14 protein-coding genes and 3 tRNA genes are annotated in these 17,363 nt (G+C 42.1%); 13 read left to right on the top strand and 4 right to left on the bottom strand.

From position 1 onward, the window contains the following. Positions 1-10: 10 nt before the first annotated feature. From EDD74_RS03275 to EDD74_RS03260, 4 genes are all read left to right on the top strand, one after another. Positions 11-2,263, top strand: coding sequence for a glycoside hydrolase family 3 C-terminal domain-containing protein (locus tag EDD74_RS03275; RefSeq protein ID WP_116440912.1), 2,253 nt, complete (start codon positions 11-13; stop codon positions 2,261-2,263). A 152-nt stretch (positions 2,264-2,415) separates the two neighbouring features. Then, entirely contained in the window at positions 2,416-2,769 is a 354-nt protein-coding gene (locus EDD74_RS03270) for a hypothetical protein (protein WP_116440911.1), read from the top strand. A gap of 14 nt (positions 2,770-2,783) precedes the next feature. Next, entirely contained in the window at positions 2,784-3,260 is a 477-nt protein-coding gene (locus tag EDD74_RS03265; RefSeq protein ID WP_008977562.1) for an RNA polymerase sigma factor, read from the top strand. Then, a complete protein-coding gene (locus EDD74_RS03260) occupies positions 3,257-3,988 on the top strand; it encodes an anti-sigma-I factor RsgI family protein (protein WP_242990021.1) in 732 nt (243 codons plus the stop codon). Before EDD74_RS03265 ends, EDD74_RS03260 begins: the two co-directional genes overlap by 4 nt. Positions 3,989-4,114: 126 nt before the next feature. On the opposite strand, the gene EDD74_RS03255 is transcribed toward EDD74_RS03260, so the two are convergent. Next, complete coding sequence (locus EDD74_RS03255; protein ID WP_016441182.1) at positions 4,115-4,990, bottom strand: AraC family transcriptional regulator; 876 nt, start codon at positions 4,988-4,990, stop codon at positions 4,115-4,117. Between the two features lie 368 nt (positions 4,991-5,358). Here EDD74_RS03255 and EDD74_RS03250 point away from each other — a divergent pair, with 368 nt between their 5' ends. The 7 genes from EDD74_RS03250 (at position 5,359) to EDD74_RS03220 (ending at position 11,199) form a co-directional block, all read left to right on the top strand. Then, positions 5,359-6,651 (top strand): ABC transporter substrate-binding protein, encoded by a 1,293-nt coding sequence (locus EDD74_RS03250; protein ID WP_116440910.1) that lies wholly within the window; start codon positions 5,359-5,361, stop codon positions 6,649-6,651. Between the two features lie 60 nt (positions 6,652-6,711). Next, positions 6,712-7,626 carry a carbohydrate ABC transporter permease gene (locus EDD74_RS03245; RefSeq protein ID WP_116440909.1) on the top strand — a complete coding sequence of 305 codons (915 nt, stop codon included), beginning with the start codon at positions 6,712-6,714 and terminating at the stop codon, positions 7,624-7,626. A gap of 15 nt (positions 7,627-7,641) precedes the next feature. Next, positions 7,642-8,472, top strand: a complete 831-nt coding sequence (locus EDD74_RS03240; RefSeq protein ID WP_116440908.1) for a carbohydrate ABC transporter permease — start codon at positions 7,642-7,644, stop codon at positions 8,470-8,472. A 22-nt stretch (positions 8,473-8,494) separates the two neighbouring features. Then, positions 8,495-10,735: an alpha-galactosidase gene (locus EDD74_RS03235; RefSeq protein ID WP_116440907.1), complete on the top strand. Its 2,241-nt coding sequence runs from the start codon at positions 8,495-8,497 to the stop codon at positions 10,733-10,735. Between the two features lie 205 nt (positions 10,736-10,940). Beyond that, a tRNA-Phe gene (locus tag EDD74_RS03230) sits at positions 10,941-11,013 on the top strand. A gap of 4 nt (positions 11,014-11,017) precedes the next feature. Next, a tRNA-Gly gene (locus tag EDD74_RS03225) sits at positions 11,018-11,088 on the top strand. Between the two features lie 40 nt (positions 11,089-11,128). After that, a tRNA-Gly gene (locus EDD74_RS03220) sits at positions 11,129-11,199 on the top strand. A gap of 144 nt (positions 11,200-11,343) precedes the next feature. Here the strand turns inward: EDD74_RS03220 and EDD74_RS03215 are convergent. The 3 genes from EDD74_RS03215 to EDD74_RS03205 all read right to left on the bottom strand — a co-directional run bounded on the left by EDD74_RS03215 (position 11,344) and on the right by EDD74_RS03205 (position 14,383). Beyond that, a complete protein-coding gene (locus EDD74_RS03215; RefSeq protein WP_008977560.1) occupies positions 11,344-12,606 on the bottom strand; it encodes an MFS transporter in 1,263 nt (420 codons plus the stop codon). 24 nt (positions 12,607-12,630) lie between these two features. Continuing rightward, positions 12,631-13,422: a zinc dependent phospholipase C family protein gene (locus EDD74_RS03210; protein WP_008977559.1), complete on the bottom strand. Its 792-nt coding sequence runs from the start codon at positions 13,420-13,422 to the stop codon at positions 12,631-12,633. A gap of 97 nt (positions 13,423-13,519) precedes the next feature. Beyond that, on the bottom strand, positions 13,520-14,383 hold the full coding sequence (locus tag EDD74_RS03205; RefSeq protein ID WP_116440906.1) for a methionyl aminopeptidase: 864 nt from the start codon (positions 14,381-14,383) through the stop codon (positions 13,520-13,522). A gap of 240 nt (positions 14,384-14,623) precedes the next feature. Here EDD74_RS03205 and EDD74_RS03200 point away from each other — a divergent pair, with 240 nt between their 5' ends. Both EDD74_RS03200 and dnaX read left to right on the top strand, forming a co-directional pair. Next, positions 14,624-15,700 (top strand): 6-phosphofructokinase, encoded by a 1,077-nt coding sequence (locus EDD74_RS03200; RefSeq protein WP_008977557.1) that lies wholly within the window; start codon positions 14,624-14,626, stop codon positions 15,698-15,700. 92 nt (positions 15,701-15,792) lie between these two features. Beyond that, on the top strand, positions 15,793-17,358 hold the full coding sequence (dnaX, locus tag EDD74_RS03195; RefSeq protein WP_116440905.1) for a DNA polymerase III subunit gamma/tau: 1,566 nt from the start codon (positions 15,793-15,795) through the stop codon (positions 17,356-17,358). The last annotated feature ends 5 nt before the right edge of the window (positions 17,359-17,363 follow it).

Below are 17,363 nucleotides of genomic sequence, written 5' to 3'. Positions count from 1 at the left end.
AGGAAATCGTATGAACGTAAAAGAATTAGTTGCAAAAATGACACTGGAAGAAAAAGCGGGACTTTGTTCCGGACAGGATTTCTGGCATACAAAAGCAGTAGAACGGCTGCAAATTCCGGCAATGATGGTCAGTGACGGACCTCATGGGCTCCGGAAACAGGATGAGAGTGGAGATCATCTGGGAATCAATGAAAGTATCAAAGCAGTCTGCTTTCCGGCCGGATGTGCGACCGCCGCTTCTTTTGACAGAGAGCTTCTCTACAAAGTAGGAGAGACGCTGGGAAAGGAATGTCAGGCAGAGGGAGTCGGGGTTATTTTAGGACCTGCGGTCAATATTAAGCGTTCTCCGCTCTGTGGAAGGAACTTTGAGTATTTCTCAGAAGATCCTTATCTTGCGTCAGAGATTGCGGCAAGTCAGATCAAAGGGGTACAGAGTAAGAATGTCGGAACAAGCATCAAGCATTTTCTTGCAAATAATCAGGAGCACAGAAGAATGACTTCGAGCTCGGAAATAGATGAGAGAACGCTGAGAGAGATTTATCTTGGTGCATTTGAGGGAGCAGTGACACAGGCAAAACCGTGGACAGTCATGTGTTCTTATAACAAGATCAATGGAACTTATGCGGCAGAAAACAAAACCTATCTGACAGAAGTACTTAGAAATGAATGGGGATTTGACGGATTTGTTGTCAGTGACTGGGGTGCAGTCAATGACAGAGTGCCGGATCTGGAAGCAGGACTTGACCTTGAAATGCCGACTTCCTTTGGATTAAATGACAAAAAGATTGTAGAAGCAGTCAAAACTGGAACACTTGCAGAGGAGGTGCTTGATCAGGCAGTCGAACGGATCCTGAACATCGTATATCGCTTTGAGGAGAACCGGGATGCAACAGCAGTGTTTGACCGTGAGGCAGACCATGCCCTTGCGAGAAAAGTAGCTTCTGAGTGTATAGTACTTCTGAAAAATGACGGAATCCTTCCGTTCGCAGAAGAGAGAAGGGCGGCATTTATCGGAGCATTTGCGGAGAAACCTCGCTACCAGGGTGGTGGAAGTTCACATATCAATGCCTCTCAGACAGAATCTGCGCTGGAGATGGCAGCAGGATATCCGGTTGTATATGCGAAAGGATATGACACGAAGGAAGATCAGGTTGATGAAGAACTCGTGGCAGAGGCAGTGCGTGCGGCAAAAGAAGCAGAAGTTGCTGTGATCTTTGCAGGACTGCCGGATGCATTTGAGTCCGAAGGCTATGACAGACAGCATATGCGCCTTCCGGAATGTCAGAACTATCTGATCCGGGAAATTTGCAAAGTCAATGAAAATGTAGTGGTAGTCCTTCACAATGGGTCTCCGGTGGAAATGCCTTGGGCAGATCAAGTGAAAGGCATTTTGGAAGTGTATCTTGGCGGACAGGCAGTCGGCGGAGCGACTGTGGATGTGCTTTACGGCAAGGTAAACCCGAGTGGACATCTGGCAGAGACATTTCCATTGAAACTGCAGGACAATCCATCTTACTTATATTACGTAGGAGAAGGAAATAAAGTAGAGTATCGAGAAGGTGTGTTCGTCGGTTATCGCTATTATGATACAAAAGAGATGGATGTTTTATTCCCATTTGGACACGGACTGAGTTATACGACATTTGCTTACAGCAATATGAAGTTAGACAAGACGGAGATGAACGACACAGAGACACTGACTGTGCAGGTAGATGTGACCAATACCGGAGATCGTTTCGGAAAAGAAGTGGTACAGCTCTATGTGATGCCTCCGAAAGGAAATGTGATCCGTCCGGTCAAGGAGTTAAAAGGGTTTGAGAAGATTGGATTACATCCGGGAGAGACAAAGACCGTTACATTTACATTAGGGAAACGTGCATTTGCTTACTATGACACAGATCTGCATGCATGGAATGTAGAGAGTGGAAGCTATCGGATTGCGTTGGGGCAGTCTTCCAGAAACATTCTGGCAAATCAGGAAGTTCAAGTTCACTCTACAACACAGAAAAGACCAGAACTGACTATGGATACCATGTTTGGTGATATCATGACAATTCCGGGTGCGAAGGAAGTTATGGCAGAAGCAATGGGAGCAATTTCTGTTTTTGATGGAATGCAAGGAGATTCTCTTGGAGAGGGAACCGGAGATATGATGGAAGCCATGATGCGATATATGCCATTGCGTGGACTGACCGCATTTGGCGGTGGAAAACTGACATTTGCAGAGGTGGAGAAACTACTGGAAAAGTTAAGAAGACTATAGGAAGCAAATGAATTTTGGCATGGCCATCCGGGAGGAAAGAACTAAAAAGTATGTAAAATAGAAAAAATAAAAATATTGAATGGATTTTTGCCTGACAGTCGTATTATAAGTGAAACGTAATTATTACATTTATAGTATGGGAGGACTTCGTTATGAGTATAAAGAAAACAACAGTTGGTATTTTGACTTCAATAATCGTAGTTTCCGCAGGGACAGCGAGTGTCTTTGCTGCTGGACAGGCAAAAGGAAGAAATTTTACAGATGTCGATGGCAATGGAATCTGTGACAATGCAAAAGTGGTCTGTTCCTATGTGGATGAAGAGCAAAATGAAATTTGTGATCACAATAGTGCAGATCACTTTTGTAGATGTGAGAATGGGAAAAATTTTGTAGATGCTGATGGTGATAAAATCTGTGATCATTGTAAATCTGGCCAAGAGAAAGCGCAGGCAGACGGAAAGGGAATGAGACAGGGAAAAGGATGTCGGGCAAGACAAAATAAGTAGCAGGTGAAAAACTCATGAAAGGTGAGCAAGATGTAAATCGAGTAGTCGAGCAATATTCAGATATGATTCGGCGACTTTGCATGATACATTTAAAAAATTATGCAGATACCGAGGACATATTTCAAACGGTGTTTTTGAAGTATGTCCTTAGTTCTGTTTCATTTGAAAATGAAGAACACGAGAAGGCATGGTTCATTCGTGTTACGATCAATGCCTGTAAAGATTTTCTAAAAAGCTTTTTCCGCAGTCGCGTCATATCGTTAGATGACATTCTGGATCAGCCGGCGGAAATTCGGGAAGACCACAGGGAAGTTTTGGAGGCGGTGCTGTCACTTCCTCAGAAGTATCGGGATGTGGTATATCTACATTATTACGAGGGATATACTGCTTCTGAAATTGGGGATATCCTCAATAAAAAGGTAAACACGGTTTATACACTTTTGACGCGTTCGAAACAAATGCTTCGGGAAAAACTGGAAGGTGATGAATGATGAGTATGAATGAGCAATTGAAAGAAGCTTTTGGTCAGATACGGGCAGAGGATCAGCTGAAAAAGAAAACAAAAGAGTTTCTTTCTCAAAAAACAAGTAGTGTCAGCAGAAAACAAAAGATAAATTACCGGCAGGTTGTTCCGGTTTGTTTGTGCATACTTGTTTTTGTATTTGGAGGACATTGGCTCTATTTTGAACCGACAGCAGAAATCAGCATCGATATCAATCCGTCTGTGGAGTTGGAACTTAATCGATTTAATCGTGTGATCTCAGTGGAAAGTTACAATCGGGATGGCGAAGAATTGTTGGAATCTCTTGACGTAAAGTTTCTGAATTATTCCGAAGCAGTAGAACGGATTATGAAACAGGAGAAAATCGTATCGCTGCTGGCATCAGATGAAATTATGACTGTCTCGGTTGTCGGGGATGATCAAATACAATCAAAAGAAATTCTGAATCATATAAAGGGCTGTACAAACAAAAGCGAAAATATTTATTGCTATTATGTAAAATCTGAAGAAGTAGAGAATGCGCACGAAGCAGGACTTTCCTGTGGGAAATATAAGGTGTTTTTAGAAATTCAGGAGTTGGATCCGAGAATTACGGCAAAAGAAGTGAAGAATATGTCGATGAAGGAAATGAGAGACTTGCTGAAAGAGCTGTCAGGAACAGATCAAGAGAAGCCAGAGCCTCACGAAAAAAGAAAAAGGCATGGAAGGTGCAGGTAGAAGGAAAGTAGTTCACACTGATTTTAGATTATAGAAAATTCCGAAGAATGATAAAGTTTTATGTCAATTCTTCGGAATTTTTTTAGTTGCAAAGGTGAATACAATGTATAATATTTTATAATCTGATTAGGAATTTGATTTTGTGCGTCGATACTCGGAAGGGGACATTCCGGTCATATTATGGAACATTCTCGAAAAGGTAAAAGGATCTTTGTAACCGATATGCTGTGCGATATCGGAAATGGTGTCTGAACTTTCGTCTAAAAGCTGTTTGGCCTTATCCATACGGTAATGAAGAAGGTATTCTTTTGGAGCCATATTCAGATTCTGTTTAAAGATATTAAACAGATAAGAACGGGTAATACCAATATAATTTGCAATATCAGCTACCTGAATATTACGGTTATAATTAAATTGGATAAATTGAAGGGCATGTTCTAAATATGCATCACTGCAGTAATCATAATGAGTTTGCTTGGAGGAGGGGGTTACAGACTGATAAGATTCTGTGAGAAGAGAGAATAATTGAAATAAGAGAGAGATTCTTCTCAATTCGTTTGTGATTGTAAGTTGATGTGCCTCCAGCATTTCATATATCAGCGAGCTGAATTGTTCTGGTGGAAAGTAGCAGTCGCGGATAAAAGTATGTGGGCCAAATCCTGCCTGTCGAACATATTTTTCTGCATTTGTTCCAACAAAACTGACAAAAGCATAGTGCCATGCATCAGAACTGTCTGCATGATAGGAGGCAAGAGTGTTTGGTGGAATCAGAAAAATATCGCCACGTTTCAGATGATAAATTTTGCCTTGGATTTCAAAATAGCCTCTGCCCTCTAAAACAAAATGCATATGGTATTGTGGTCTTGATTTTGGTCCCCATCGATGGTCAGGGGGGCATTGCTGGATGCCACAGCGTGTCAGACAAAGATCTTCTGTCTGACGGTCAACTAACTCTAGACAGCGAAATCCTGCAACATTTCGGTAACTATTGTCTCTACTCATAAAAAATTCACCTCAATAAAAGTGTTATGTATTAATGTTCATTATTTTATCATTTATAAGTAGCTATTGTAAATGAGAATTGACAAAATAAAAGATAAAAAAACTGAAAATATATACTGTAAAGATACATTGCACTATAATTATATTATATAAAGATTTTGAAACAGCTAGGGGAAAAACAAGAAATAGAGTCTGATTGTATAAAATGCACAATAATAAATTTAAAACACAGAAAATATACAACAAAAAGACATGTGAAAAAAACATTATACTATTCAAGATTACAGAAAATAAGTCTATAATTAAGTACAGAAAAGGCCGGAAGAATATAAAAATTTGAATCGCGATCAGTATAAGGAGGAAGTCTTATGAAGTTGAAAAAAGTAGTAGCATTGGCAATGGTATCGGTAATGGCATTATCTATGACCGCGTGTGGGGGAAAAGAAAAGGAAAAAGAAACAGAAGAAAAGACAAGTAGCAAAGATGCGAAACTGACAGTGGCAATTTGGGACAGCAATCAGGAACCAGGGTTGAAAAAAATCATGGATGACTTCACAAAGAAAACGGGAGTTGAGGTGGATATCCAGGTGACACCATGGAAGGATTATTGGACAATGTTGGAGGCGGCAACAACTGGAGGAGAAATGCCAGATGTATTCTGGATGCACTCGGACCAGATAGCGACTTATGCACAATATGATGATATTTTATTAAATTTATCAGATAAAATTGAGAAGAGTGATAAGATTGACCTTGCTAATTATCCAGAAAGTATCGTAAATATTTATCAGAATGATAAGGGAGATCAGTTGGCGATTCCAAAGGATATCGACACATGTGCTGTATGGTATAATAAGACAATGTTTGATGAAGCTGGAGTAGAATATCCATCTGCAGACTGGACATGGGATGACTTCCGAGAGATTGCAAAGAAACTTACAAATCCGGAAAAAAATCAGTATGGAACTGCAATTACACCAGGGGCATATCAGGAGTCATGGTATAGCACAATCTATGCGTACGGTGGAGAAGTGTTAAGTGAAGATAAGAAAACTTCAGGATTTGATAATCCAAAAACAATCGAAGGAATGCAGGTTATTGAGAATATTATCAAAGATGGATCTATGCCGGAGTACAGTGTATTATCCGAAAATGGAACTTCTACGTTAATGGAATCTGGTACAGTTGCGATGACATTCCAAGGATCATGGATGGTATCCGAGATGGCTAACAATGATTACATTAAGGAAAACTGCGATATCGCACCACTTCCAAAAGGACCGGAAGGAACAAAATCAATTACAAACGGACTTGGATGGGCAGCTTCTGCACAAGGAGAACATACAGAGGAAGCATGGCAGTTGATTGAATATCTTGGATCCAAAGAAGCACAGACGAAACAGGCAGACCTCGGTGTTACAATGTCTGCATACGAGGGTGTATCTGATGGATGGGCAAAGGCACAGCCGAATTTCAACATGCAGGCTTACTTAGACATGATGGAAGATGCTCAATCATATCCAAGCTCTAAGAATACACAGGTATGGTTTCAGGCAATGTTAGAGGAAATGGTAGCTGGATTCAGCGGTGAAGAGCCGATGGAAACAGTATGTAAAGAGTTTGCAGAACAAATGAATGGATTCTTGGCAGAAGAGCAATAAAGGATTTAGGGTATCTCTTTCGTGGGATACCCTTTTATTAAAAATAGGAAGGTAGATTTTATGGGGAAAGGAAAAGAAAAGAAGAGAGTCACGAAACGGGCGCGTTCAGAATTTCTGTGGGGATGGATGTTTATTCTTCCCACTATGACAGGATTGATGATTCTAAACATCATTCCGATCATCCAGACAATCTGGCAAAGCTTTTTTAAGACCGGAGCATTTGGAAGAGGAAATATTTTTATTGGACTAGAAAATTATCAGAGGTTGTTTGCAGATGACAGTATCTGGCAGGCATTGATTAATACTTTTAAATATGCGATTGTGGAAGTTCCGTTTTCCATTGCGATTGCACTGGTCATCGCAGTTATGTTGAATTCGAAGATGAGAGGTCGTTCGACATATCGGGCAATTTACTTTCTTCCGATGGTTGTAGCGCCTGCGGCAGTGGCTATGGTGTGGAAATGGCTTTTTAATTCCGAGTTTGGCCTGCTCAATCATATTTTAAACAGTATAGGTTTGAAATCAGTACACTGGTTATCTGATCCGAACATTGCGATTTATTCCATTGCAGTAGTTGGAATCTGGGGAGTAATTGGATACAATATGGTACTTTTTTTGGCGGGACTTCAGGAAATTCCAAGAGACTATTATGAGGCGGCTGAGATTGACGGAGCAAATGCGTTTCAACAGTTTTTTAAGATTACGGTTCCTTTGATTTCCCCAACGATGTTTTTTGTAGTTGTAACAAGAGTAATTGCATCACTGCAGGTCTTTGATTCCATCTTTATGATGATTGATAAGAGTAGTCAAGCGCTTCCGAAGACACAGTCACTCGTATATTTATTCTATCGATATGCATTTGTGGAGAATAATAAGGGATATGGTTCGGCAATTGTAGTGTTGCTACTTATGATTATTATGGTTATTACTGTGATTCAGATGGTCGCACAGAAAAAATGGGTACATTATAATTAAGGGGGGACAGGCAAGATGAGAAGAAGGGAAAAAACATTAAAAGTTACAAAACATCTTGTGCTTTTTATTGGAGCCATTATCATGCTGGTTCCCTTTGCATGGATGATATTGACAGCATTTAAAACGAATACAGAAGCAATGCAGATGAATCCATTTGTAATTTTTCCGTCAGAGTGGAGAACAGAATCTTTCGTGAGTGTTGCAGAAAAAATGGATTTTGTGAGGTTATATGTGAACACACTTTTAATGATTCTTGGAAGAATTATTTGTGCAGTGTTAACGGCAACAATGGCGGGATATGCTTTTGGAAGATTGAGATTTAAAGGAAGAGATTTTTGTTTTGGACTTGTGTTGTTCCAAATGATGGTTCCGGGACAGATTTTTATTATTCCACAATATTTGATGGTAAGTAAGATGGGAATGTTGAATACGATTTTTTCACTTGTATTTCCAGGACTTGTAACTGCGTTTGGTACGTTCCTTATGCGTCAGGCTTATATGGGGCTTCCAAAAGAGTTGGAGGAAGCAGCAAGACTGGATGGGTGTAATATCGGACAGACATTTTTGCATGTAATGATGCCATTGACCAAGTCTTCTATGGTCGCGCTTGGAATTTTTACCGCACTGTTTGGATTTAAAGATTTAATGTGGCCGTTGATTGCTAATACAGAACAGAATTCTATGCCTCTGGCAGCAGCACTGGCAAAACTTCAGGGACAGTTTGCATCAAATTTTCCGGAATTGATGGCAGCATCTATGATCGCATGTATACCTATGATTGTGTTATATCTGATTTTCCAGAAACAGTTCATTGAGGGAATTGCGACATCCGGTGGTAAATTATAAAATTGGGAGAAAGGTATTACATATGGCAATTAAGTTTCATCACACATCAAAAGAGTTTCATCTCTATAATGAAAAGATTAGTTATGTTATAAAAGTTTTGAAAAATGGTCAGCTGGGTCATGTATATTATGGCAAAAAACTTACAGATAAGGAAAGTTTTGAAGATCTTGTCGAATATGCAAGACGAGATATGGCTCCGTATTCCTTTGAGGGGGACAGTACATTCTCTCTGGAACATTTAAAACAGGAATATCCGACATTTGGTTCGGGAGACACCCGTTATCCAGCATTTGAATTAGAACGGGAAGATGGAAGTCGGGCGGTTGATTTTAAATATCAATCACATGAAATCATAAAAGGAAAAAGAAAGCTGGAAGGACTTCCAGCAGTATACGTAGAAAATGAGGATGAGGCGAAGACGCTTGAAATTACACTGGAGGATGAACAGATCCATACAAAGATTATTTTATCGTATACGATTTTTTCACAGAGACCAGTGATTACGAAGCATGTGCGGTTTGAGTGTGAACATCCTGAGGGAATTACATTGTTAAACTGTATGAGTGGTTGTCTGGATCTTCCTGACAAAGAGTATGAGATGATTGAGTTCGCCGGATCATGGAATAGGGAGCGCCATCCACATAGTCGGGAATTGACATATGGAATACAGAGTGTATATAGTATGCGTGGATGCAGCAGTCATCAGTTTAATCCCTTTTTTATTTTGAAACGTAAAAATGCAGATGAATTTCAGGGAGAAGTTTTAGGATTCAGCCTGGTATATAGCGGAGATTTTATCGGGCAGGTAGAAGTGGATAATTTTGATGTAACAAGAGTCGTGATGGGGATTCATCCAAATGAGTTCCGGTGGGAGCTGCAAAAAGGGGAAATATTCCAGACACCTGAAATGGTGATGGTATACAGCGAACATGGTATGAATGAAATGAGTCAGACGTATCATGAACTGTATCGTACACGGCTTGCAAGAGGAATCTGGAGGGATAAAGAAAGACCGATTCTAATCAATAACTGGGAGGCTACTTATTTCGACTTCAATGAAGAGAAAATATTGCAGATTGCCCGGAAAGCAAAAGAAATCGGGATAGAACTGTTTGTCCTTGATGATGGATGGTTTGGAAAGAGAAACTGGGATAATTGTTCTCTGGGAGATTGGTATCCAAATTTAGAAAAATTGCCGGATGGAATTGCCGGACTTTCAAAAAAAATAGAAGAGATGGGAATGAAGTTTGGGCTCTGGTTTGAGCCGGAAATGGTAAACAAGGACAGTGATCTGTTCCGGGAACATCCGGACTGGCTTTTGGCAGATATCAGAAGGAATTACTGTCACAGTCGGAATCAGTATATTCTTGATTTTTCTAAAAAAGAAGTGGTGGACCATATTCATAGAAAAATGCAGAAGATTCTAAGCGAGTCCTCGATTTCTTATGTGAAATGGGATATGAACCGTTCTTTTTCGGAAGTGTTTTCCAATGGAAACGGCAAGAGTTATCAAGGAAAAGTACGACATAAATATATTCTGGGAGTATATGATTTGTATGAACGGCTAATACAGGAATTTCCGGAAGTTTTGTTTGAATCCTGCGCAAGCGGAGGAGCAAGATTTGACCCGGGAATGCTCTACTATGCGCCGCAAGCATGGACTTCGGATAATACAGATGCAGTGGATCGAATTAAGATTCAGTATGGAACTTCTTACGTCTACCCGCTCAGCAGTATCGGAAGCCACGTATCGGCATCACCGAATCATCAGGTGTTTCGAAATACTTCGTTGGATATTCGAGCAAATGTTGCTTATTTTGGAACATTTGGTTATGAGCTTGATATTACAAAACTTCCGGAGAAAGAACTGGATCAGATGAAAGTTCAAGTGAAATTTATGAAGGCAAATAGAAAGCTGCTCCAACAGGGAACATTTTATCGACTGCAAAGTCCATTTGAGAATAACAGTTCTGCGTGGGAAGTTGTATCAGAGGAGAAAGATACTGCATTTGCAGCATATTTTCGGGTGTTAGAGCCGTCACACGGGAAGTTTGAGCGAATTTACTTAAAGGGATTGGATCCGGAAAAGAAATATCAGGTAAAAGAATGCTTTGGTGCAAAAATAGATTGCGGGGAGCATTACGGTGATGAATTAATGTATGCAGGATTGAGCGTATCTGACTGTTCCTCAGGACTTCCGGGAGTTGCAAGAGAGCAGCAGGGAGATTTCTTTTCAAGATTATTTGAAATTAGGGAAGTTTAGAGAAAATTATGATATATGGGGAGGAATAAAAGGGCTTTGAATCAGTTTTGCTATAAGTGAAGAGAAGAAGCTTCCTTATAGCAAAACGTTTCAAAAATTCTAAAGAATCGCTTCATGCAAAAAAGTGAAGAAAAATTTAAAAATGTATTGACAAATCCGAAAACTTAGTATAGAATAATTTTTGTTGTTAGCGCAATACTGAGTTGCCCAGATAGCTCAGTCGGTAGAGCAGAGGACTGAAAATCCTCGTGTCGCTGGTTCGATTCCGGCTCTGGGCACTGTGCGGGTGTAGTTCAATGGTAGAACACCAGCCTTCCAAGCTGGATACGTGGGTTCGATTCCCATCACCCGCTTTGGTGAAAGCCAAAGCAGTATCACAATTTTATAGCAGATGCGGGTGTAGTTCAATGGTAGAACACTAGCCTTCCAAGCTAGATACGTGGGTTCGATTCCCATCACCCGCTTTGGAGAAACATGTACAGTTGGTACATGTTTTTTTCTTTGTCAGTGGAAATGTTGTCTTAGCAAAAGGAAAAGGGATTGCCGATAAAAATTATCATTATTATCGAAAATCCCTTTTCTTTTTATTTGCTTTTTCTGTTGTTGGGTCATGAGACGCTTTCAGAGTATTTTGTCTCAACATTCCTGCACTTAAAGTGGAAGATCATAAATCCGAGTACGAGCATTCCTCCAATTACGGCTACACCGACTTTGGAGTTGTCGGCAAGCTGGGTTGTGATTCCCATCAACATTGTGCCGAGGAAGGATGCGCCTTTACCGAAAATATCATAGATTCCAAAGTATTCGCTCGACTTGTTCTTCGGAATGATCCGGGCAAAATGAGATCTGGAGAGTGCCTGAATTGCCCCTTGGAAGACTGCTACGAGCACAGCAAGGAACCAGAATTCCCATGTTTTATCCAGCTGCAGGGCGAAGGCAGCGATTCCGATATAACCTACGATCGATATAGAGATCAGATCTGTCGTGCGATATTTTTTCGTCAGTTTTCCGAACAGGATCGAAAATGGAAAGGCAACAATCTGCGTAAGGAGCAAAGCCAGAAGCAGGCTGCTGTCGTCAATTCCTACATCTTTTCCGTAAGAGGTTGCCATCTCAATGATCGTATACACCCCATCAATATAGAAGAAAAAGGCGAGAAGGAAATAAAAGACGGTTTTATTCTCACGCAATTCTTTGAAGATATTTCCGAAGCGCTGAAAGCTGCTCTTGATCGGAGAGCGTACAGGTTCAATATAGTAGATCTGCTTATAATTTTTTAAAAGCGGCAGCGTCACGACCAGCCACCATACAGCATTTAAGAGGAATGCAATTGCAGTTGCCGCAGCAGTCGACAGTCCGATCGGCTCTGCGAACAGCACAAGGATAAGGCTTGCGATAAATGGAACACAGCTTCCGAGATAGCCCCATGCATAGCCGAGAGAGGAGAGGTTATCCATCCGGTCATCAGTAGTGACATCTGATAACATCGCATCGTAAAAAATGAGACTGGAAGCAAATCCAACTTTGGCAACTACGAAAACAGCCAGAAAGAAGATCCAGGAGGACGGCAGAGCAAGAGCAGCACAGCCAATGACACCGACCATCATGGAGAAGGTAAAAAGTGGTTTCTTGTAGCCTTTTGTATCTGCGATCGTGCCGAGTACAGGACCTATGACTGCGACGATCAGTGTCGAAAGAGACACAGCGTATCCGTAGTAGGCGGTGGAGTCCGAAAGGGAAATTCCGTTGGCAGATGCAATGTTTTTGAAATAGATTGGGATGATCGTTGATACCAGAAGGACAAATGCAGAATTTCCGATATCATAGAGGATCCAGTATTTTTCCAGTTTTGTCAGTTGATTTTTGTCCATAGGGGACTCTCCTTTGTTAAATTGTTATTCAAAGTTTCTGTCAAACCGCTCTTCCAGCGGCTCTCCGGTAGAAAGTGCATTGTAAAAGCTTTCGGTCAGGCGTACACCTACCGGAATTGCCTCGATATACAGGTGGCTGAGTCTGCGGCAGATCGGTGCGCAATCCGGATTGCGATGAAAGTTCATCACAAGACCATGAAGTTCCTCATAACTTCCACTGAGCCGAAAGGCAGCATTGATCACTGCGCGGCGCACTTTGCAAGGGCTGATCAGAAAGTTGTTATAAAAGCGGAATGATTTTAATGCTTCGAACATTTCTTTCTCAGAAATTGCAGGGAAAAACTGTGCAATGCAGTTAGAAATTTCTTTGCTTACCTGGATGTGAGAAAGCGTCTTCGTTGTGATGGGATCTTTCTTACAGTGGAGAAGAATACTCCGGTCAAACTCAGTCTCAATTTCCGTATGAGAGATTCCGGTTTCTGTCATCTCTCCGATATATCCGTGGCATTCGCTGTCGAGAGAGTAGTGGCAGATAAATCCGAGAATATAAGCAATGGATGCCTCTCTGTCATTACTCCGGTTGATGACACGTCTTGCCTGTCGGAAGAAAGGAGCAGCAATTTCTGCGTGCATCAAGTGCCCGGCTTTGCTGACTGGATTGCTCTTTAGCGGTCTGTAAAAGAATAAAATGTCAGGACCGTGGAGTCCGATGTCAAAAAGTGCACGGTGTTCTGTGATGATACGCCGAATATCCGGATTTTCTATATTTGCAAGGACTTTTTTTCCAAATGTGTAGTGTGCATAAGCTGCAGGCATGGCGATTCCTCCTTTGAAATTACAATGATAAAGTGTAAGTATTGTATGTTAAGTTTGTCGTATGTATTGTGTTAAAAACTTGTAAAACAGCTGCTTGCTATTTTGTCAGCACTTCGATTCCAGTCTCTGTGACGAGCACCATATATTCAATCTGTGCGGAAAGTCCATCGTCAATCGTGTAGACCGTCCAGTCATTATCCTCATCGACGAAGAAATCAGGGCTGCCTTCATTGAGCATCGGCTCGATCGTAAACATCATACCCGGAACAAGGACCATCTCAGATCCCTTTGGGGTTACATAGGAAACAAAAGGTTCTTCGTGGAACTCCAGTCCGATTCCATGTCCGCCGATATCTTCTACGACAGAATATCCGTTTTTCTGTGCGTGCGTGTAGATTGCATCGGCAATATCTCCGAGGTGTCCCCAAGGTTTTGCCGCTTTTAAGCCAAGTTCTACACATTCTTCAGTTACGCGCACGATCCGCTCGGCCCGTTCGCTGACGGTTCCGATTTTAAACATTCTGGACGCATCTGAAAAGTAACCGTCAAGGATTGTAGAGACGTCGACATTGATGATATCTCCTTCCTGAAGGATGACATTTTTATCCGGGATTCCGTGACAGATTTCGTTGTTCAGAGAAGTGCATACACTTTTCGGGAATCCTTCATAGCCAAGCGGAGCCGGAATGCCACCGTGGGAAACGGTGAAATCGTGTACGAGTACATCGATGTCCTCTGTGCTCATGCCTGCGTGGATGTGTTTGGCAACGTGGTCAAGCACAGCGGTGTTTAATTCGGCACTTTTTTTGATTGCTTCAATCTGAGCGGGTGTCTTTAACAGTTCTCTTCCCGGGACAATGTGTCCGGCTTCCCTCAGTTGCTCCATTTTTTCTTCCATCGCCATATGGCAGCGTTTATACTTTTTGCCACTGCCGCACCAGCATAATTCATTTCTTTCCATGATGTAAGACTCCTTTTTATAAATAATGTACATTGTCAGGCAAAGAAAAAGGGAGAAATACAGTCTTTTCCTTTCTGCCTTGCAATGGTTTAAAATAGTAACAGATGATTTGTACTTCATATAGTATACCGCATTTTTTTGTTGTTAGCACCTGAAAAATAAGATATACTATATTTGTTGAGAAATAGTGACTGTGAATCGGAAGGGATGGAAATATTTCCATAGAAAGGAAGGGCTTGTATGTTAAGAATAGGAATGTTGACAAGCGGTGGCGATTGCCAGGCACTGAACGCGGCGATGCGTGGTGTGGTAAAGGGTATTTGTTCAAAGATCAAGGACGTGGAGATTTATGGCTTCAAAGAAGGCTATAAAGGATTGATCTATGCTAATTTTGAGATGTTGACTCCGAAAGATTTTTCGGGGATCCTCACGATGGGTGGAACGATCCTTGGGACATCGAGACAGCCATTTAAACTCATGCGGGTTCCGGATGAGAAGGGACTGGATAAAGTGGAAGCGATGAAGCACACTTACCATAAGCTGAACTTGAATTGCCTTGTGATCCTTGGAGGAAACGGGACGCATAAGACGGCGAATCTTCTGAGGGAGGAAGGGTTGAATATCATTACACTTCCGAAGACGATCGATAATGATCTGTGGGGAACGGATATGACGTTCGGATTCCAGAGTGCGGTAGACATTGCGACAAATACCATCGACTGTATTCATACAACTGCTACATCCCACAGCAGAATCTTCATTGTCGAGGTGATGGGTCACAAAGTTGGCTGGGTGACGCTTCATGCAGGAATTGCAGGAGGAGCGGATATTATCCTGATTCCGGAGATCCCATATGATATTGAGGTTGTGGCAGAAGCAATCCGGAGAAGGACAGAGGCAGGAAAGCATTTTACAATCCTTGCGGTAGCAGAAGGTGCCATTTCCAAAAAGGATGCAAAGCTTTCTAAGAAGGAATACAAAGAGAAATTAAGAAATCGAAAGTATCCGTCCATCGCTTACGAGGTGGCAGAGGAATTAAAAGAACGTACGGGTCAGGAAATCCGGATTACAGTGCCGGGACATACGCAGAGGGGAGGCTCTCCTTGCCCATATGACAGAGTGCTTGCGACAAGACTCGGAGCAGCGGCAGCGGAATTGATCATGACAGAACAGTATGGTTATATGGTCGGAATCCGCAACGGGGAGACGACAAAAGTGCCGCTGAAGGAAGTGGCAGGAAAGCTGAAGACGGTGCAGCCGGATTCCGGCATTGTCCAGGAGGCGAAGATTACAGGAATCAGTTTCGGTGATAAATAGCAGAGGTTACAGGAAATACAAAAGGGAACGGTAGATTGTTTTCCGGAATATAGAAGAATGAAACACCAACAGGAAGATAAGGAGAGAAAAATATGTCATATACAGCATTGTACAGAAAGTTTCGCCCGGGTGGATTTGAGGATGTAAAGGGGCAGGATCATATCGTACAGACATTGAAGAATCAGATAAAGGCAGAGCGGATCGGACATGCTTATCTTTTCTGTGGGACAAGAGGAACCGGAAAGACGAGTGTGGCGAAGATTTTTGCGAAGGCCGTAAACTGTGAGCATCCAGTAGACGGAAGCCCGTGCGGGCAATGCGCGATGTGTCAGAAGATTGCAGAAGGGACATCGATGAATGTGATCGAGATCGATGCGGCATCGAACAATGGTGTCGACAATATCCGTGAGATTCGTGAGGAAGTCGCATATCGTCCAACGGAAGGAAAGTATAAGGTATATATCATCGATGAGGTGCATATGCTTTCCATCGGTGCGTTCAATGCACTGCTAAAGACACTGGAGGAGCCGCCGGAGTATGTAATCTTTATTTTGGCTACAACAGAAGTACACAAGATACCTATTACGATTTTGTCCAGATGTCAACGGTATGACTTTAAGCGGATCACGATCGATACGATCGCGGCGAGAATGAGTCAGCTGATGGAGACAGAGCATGTGGAAGTAGAAGAGAAAGCAATCCGCTATATTGCGAAGGCAGCGGACGGTTCTATGCGTGATGCGCTAAGTCTCCTCGACCAGTGTATCGCATTCTATCTCGGACAGAAATTGAAGTATGATGATGTGCTGGAAGTACTTGGCGCAGTGGACACAGATATTTTCAGCAGGATGCTTAGACAGGTCATGGCGCGGGATGTGGCAGGGGTTCTTCAGACGGTAGAGGAACTGGTCATGCAGGGAAGAGAACTGACACAGCTCGTGGCAGATTTTACATGGTATTTAAGGAACTTGCTTCTTGTGAAAAGTTCTGATAATATGGAAGATGTTCTGGATGTTTCCACAGAGAACTTAATTCAGTTGAAGGAAGAGGCAAAGATGATTGAAAGTGATATGCTGTTTCGGTATATCCGTATTTTCTCAGATTTGTCTAATCAGATCAAATACGCCACACAGAAGAGAGTGCTTCTGGAGGTGACATTGATCAAGCTCTGTACACCGGCAATGGAGACGACGCAGGATAGCCTGCTCGACCGGATCCGTGCAGTGGAAGAGAAGGTGGAGAAAGCAGATTTTTCGATGCAGGGAGAGCAGAGAGTTGTTTACGTGCAGGAGGAGAAGCAGGCGGGGCTTGTTGAGCGCCCGAAGCTTGAGAAAGCAATCCCGGATGACGTGCGGGAAGTAGTGCAGAACTTTAGAGGAATTGCCAATGAGGCATCGCCGATGCTGCGCAATTATCTGAAGTATGCGAAGCTAAGTCTCGGCGGAGACGACCGGCTGTTAGTTGTACTGCCGGATGAGATTTCTGCAAATGTTGTGGGGACAGAAGAACATAAGAAGGAGCTGGAAGCTCTGATTGAAAACAGAATCGGCAAGACAGTGACGCTCGATGTCCGTCAGGTAGACGATGGAAGAAGGTTCGAGGATAGTTTTGTGGATATAGAAGATGTGATTCATATGGAAATTACGGTCGAAGATTAAGGAGG

The sequence above is a fragment of the Faecalimonas umbilicata genome (assembly GCF_004346095.1).
GTDB classification, from domain to species: Bacteria; Bacillota; Clostridia; order Lachnospirales; family Lachnospiraceae; genus Faecalimonas; species Faecalimonas umbilicata.
The sequence above is the reverse complement of the archived record's forward strand: the minus strand, read 5'-3'. Positions and strand labels throughout refer to the sequence as shown.

What these genes read in the sequence shown, in the direction of transcription:
- EDD74_RS03275 (WP_116440912.1), top strand. Translation starts at nt 11, where the DNA reads ATGAACGTAAAAGAATTAGTTGCAAAAATGACACTGGAAGAAAAAGCG.
- EDD74_RS03210 (WP_008977559.1), bottom strand. Translation starts at nt 13,422, where the DNA reads ATGCCTGCAGCTTATGCACACTACACATTTGGAAAAAAAGTCCTTGCA.
- EDD74_RS03260 (WP_242990021.1), top strand. Translation starts at nt 3,257, where the DNA reads ATGATGAGTATGAATGAGCAATTGAAAGAAGCTTTTGGTCAGATACGG.
- EDD74_RS03265 (WP_008977562.1), top strand. Translation starts at nt 2,784, where the DNA reads ATGAAAGGTGAGCAAGATGTAAATCGAGTAGTCGAGCAATATTCAGAT.
- dnaX (WP_116440905.1), top strand. Translation starts at nt 15,793, where the DNA reads ATGTCATATACAGCATTGTACAGAAAGTTTCGCCCGGGTGGATTTGAG.
- EDD74_RS03270 (WP_116440911.1), top strand. Translation starts at nt 2,416, where the DNA reads ATGAGTATAAAGAAAACAACAGTTGGTATTTTGACTTCAATAATCGTA.
- EDD74_RS03235 (WP_116440907.1), top strand. Translation starts at nt 8,495, where the DNA reads ATGGCAATTAAGTTTCATCACACATCAAAAGAGTTTCATCTCTATAAT.
- EDD74_RS03250 (WP_116440910.1), top strand. Translation starts at nt 5,359, where the DNA reads ATGAAGTTGAAAAAAGTAGTAGCATTGGCAATGGTATCGGTAATGGCA.
- EDD74_RS03200 (WP_008977557.1), top strand. Translation starts at nt 14,624, where the DNA reads ATGTTAAGAATAGGAATGTTGACAAGCGGTGGCGATTGCCAGGCACTG.
- EDD74_RS03245 (WP_116440909.1), top strand. Translation starts at nt 6,712, where the DNA reads ATGGGGAAAGGAAAAGAAAAGAAGAGAGTCACGAAACGGGCGCGTTCA.
- EDD74_RS03255 (WP_016441182.1), bottom strand. Translation starts at nt 4,990, where the DNA reads ATGAGTAGAGACAATAGTTACCGAAATGTTGCAGGATTTCGCTGTCTA.
- EDD74_RS03205 (WP_116440906.1), bottom strand. Translation starts at nt 14,383, where the DNA reads ATGGAAAGAAATGAATTATGCTGGTGCGGCAGTGGCAAAAAGTATAAA.
- EDD74_RS03240 (WP_116440908.1), top strand. Translation starts at nt 7,642, where the DNA reads ATGAGAAGAAGGGAAAAAACATTAAAAGTTACAAAACATCTTGTGCTT.
- EDD74_RS03215 (WP_008977560.1), bottom strand. Translation starts at nt 12,606, where the DNA reads ATGGACAAAAATCAACTGACAAAACTGGAAAAATACTGGATCCTCTAT.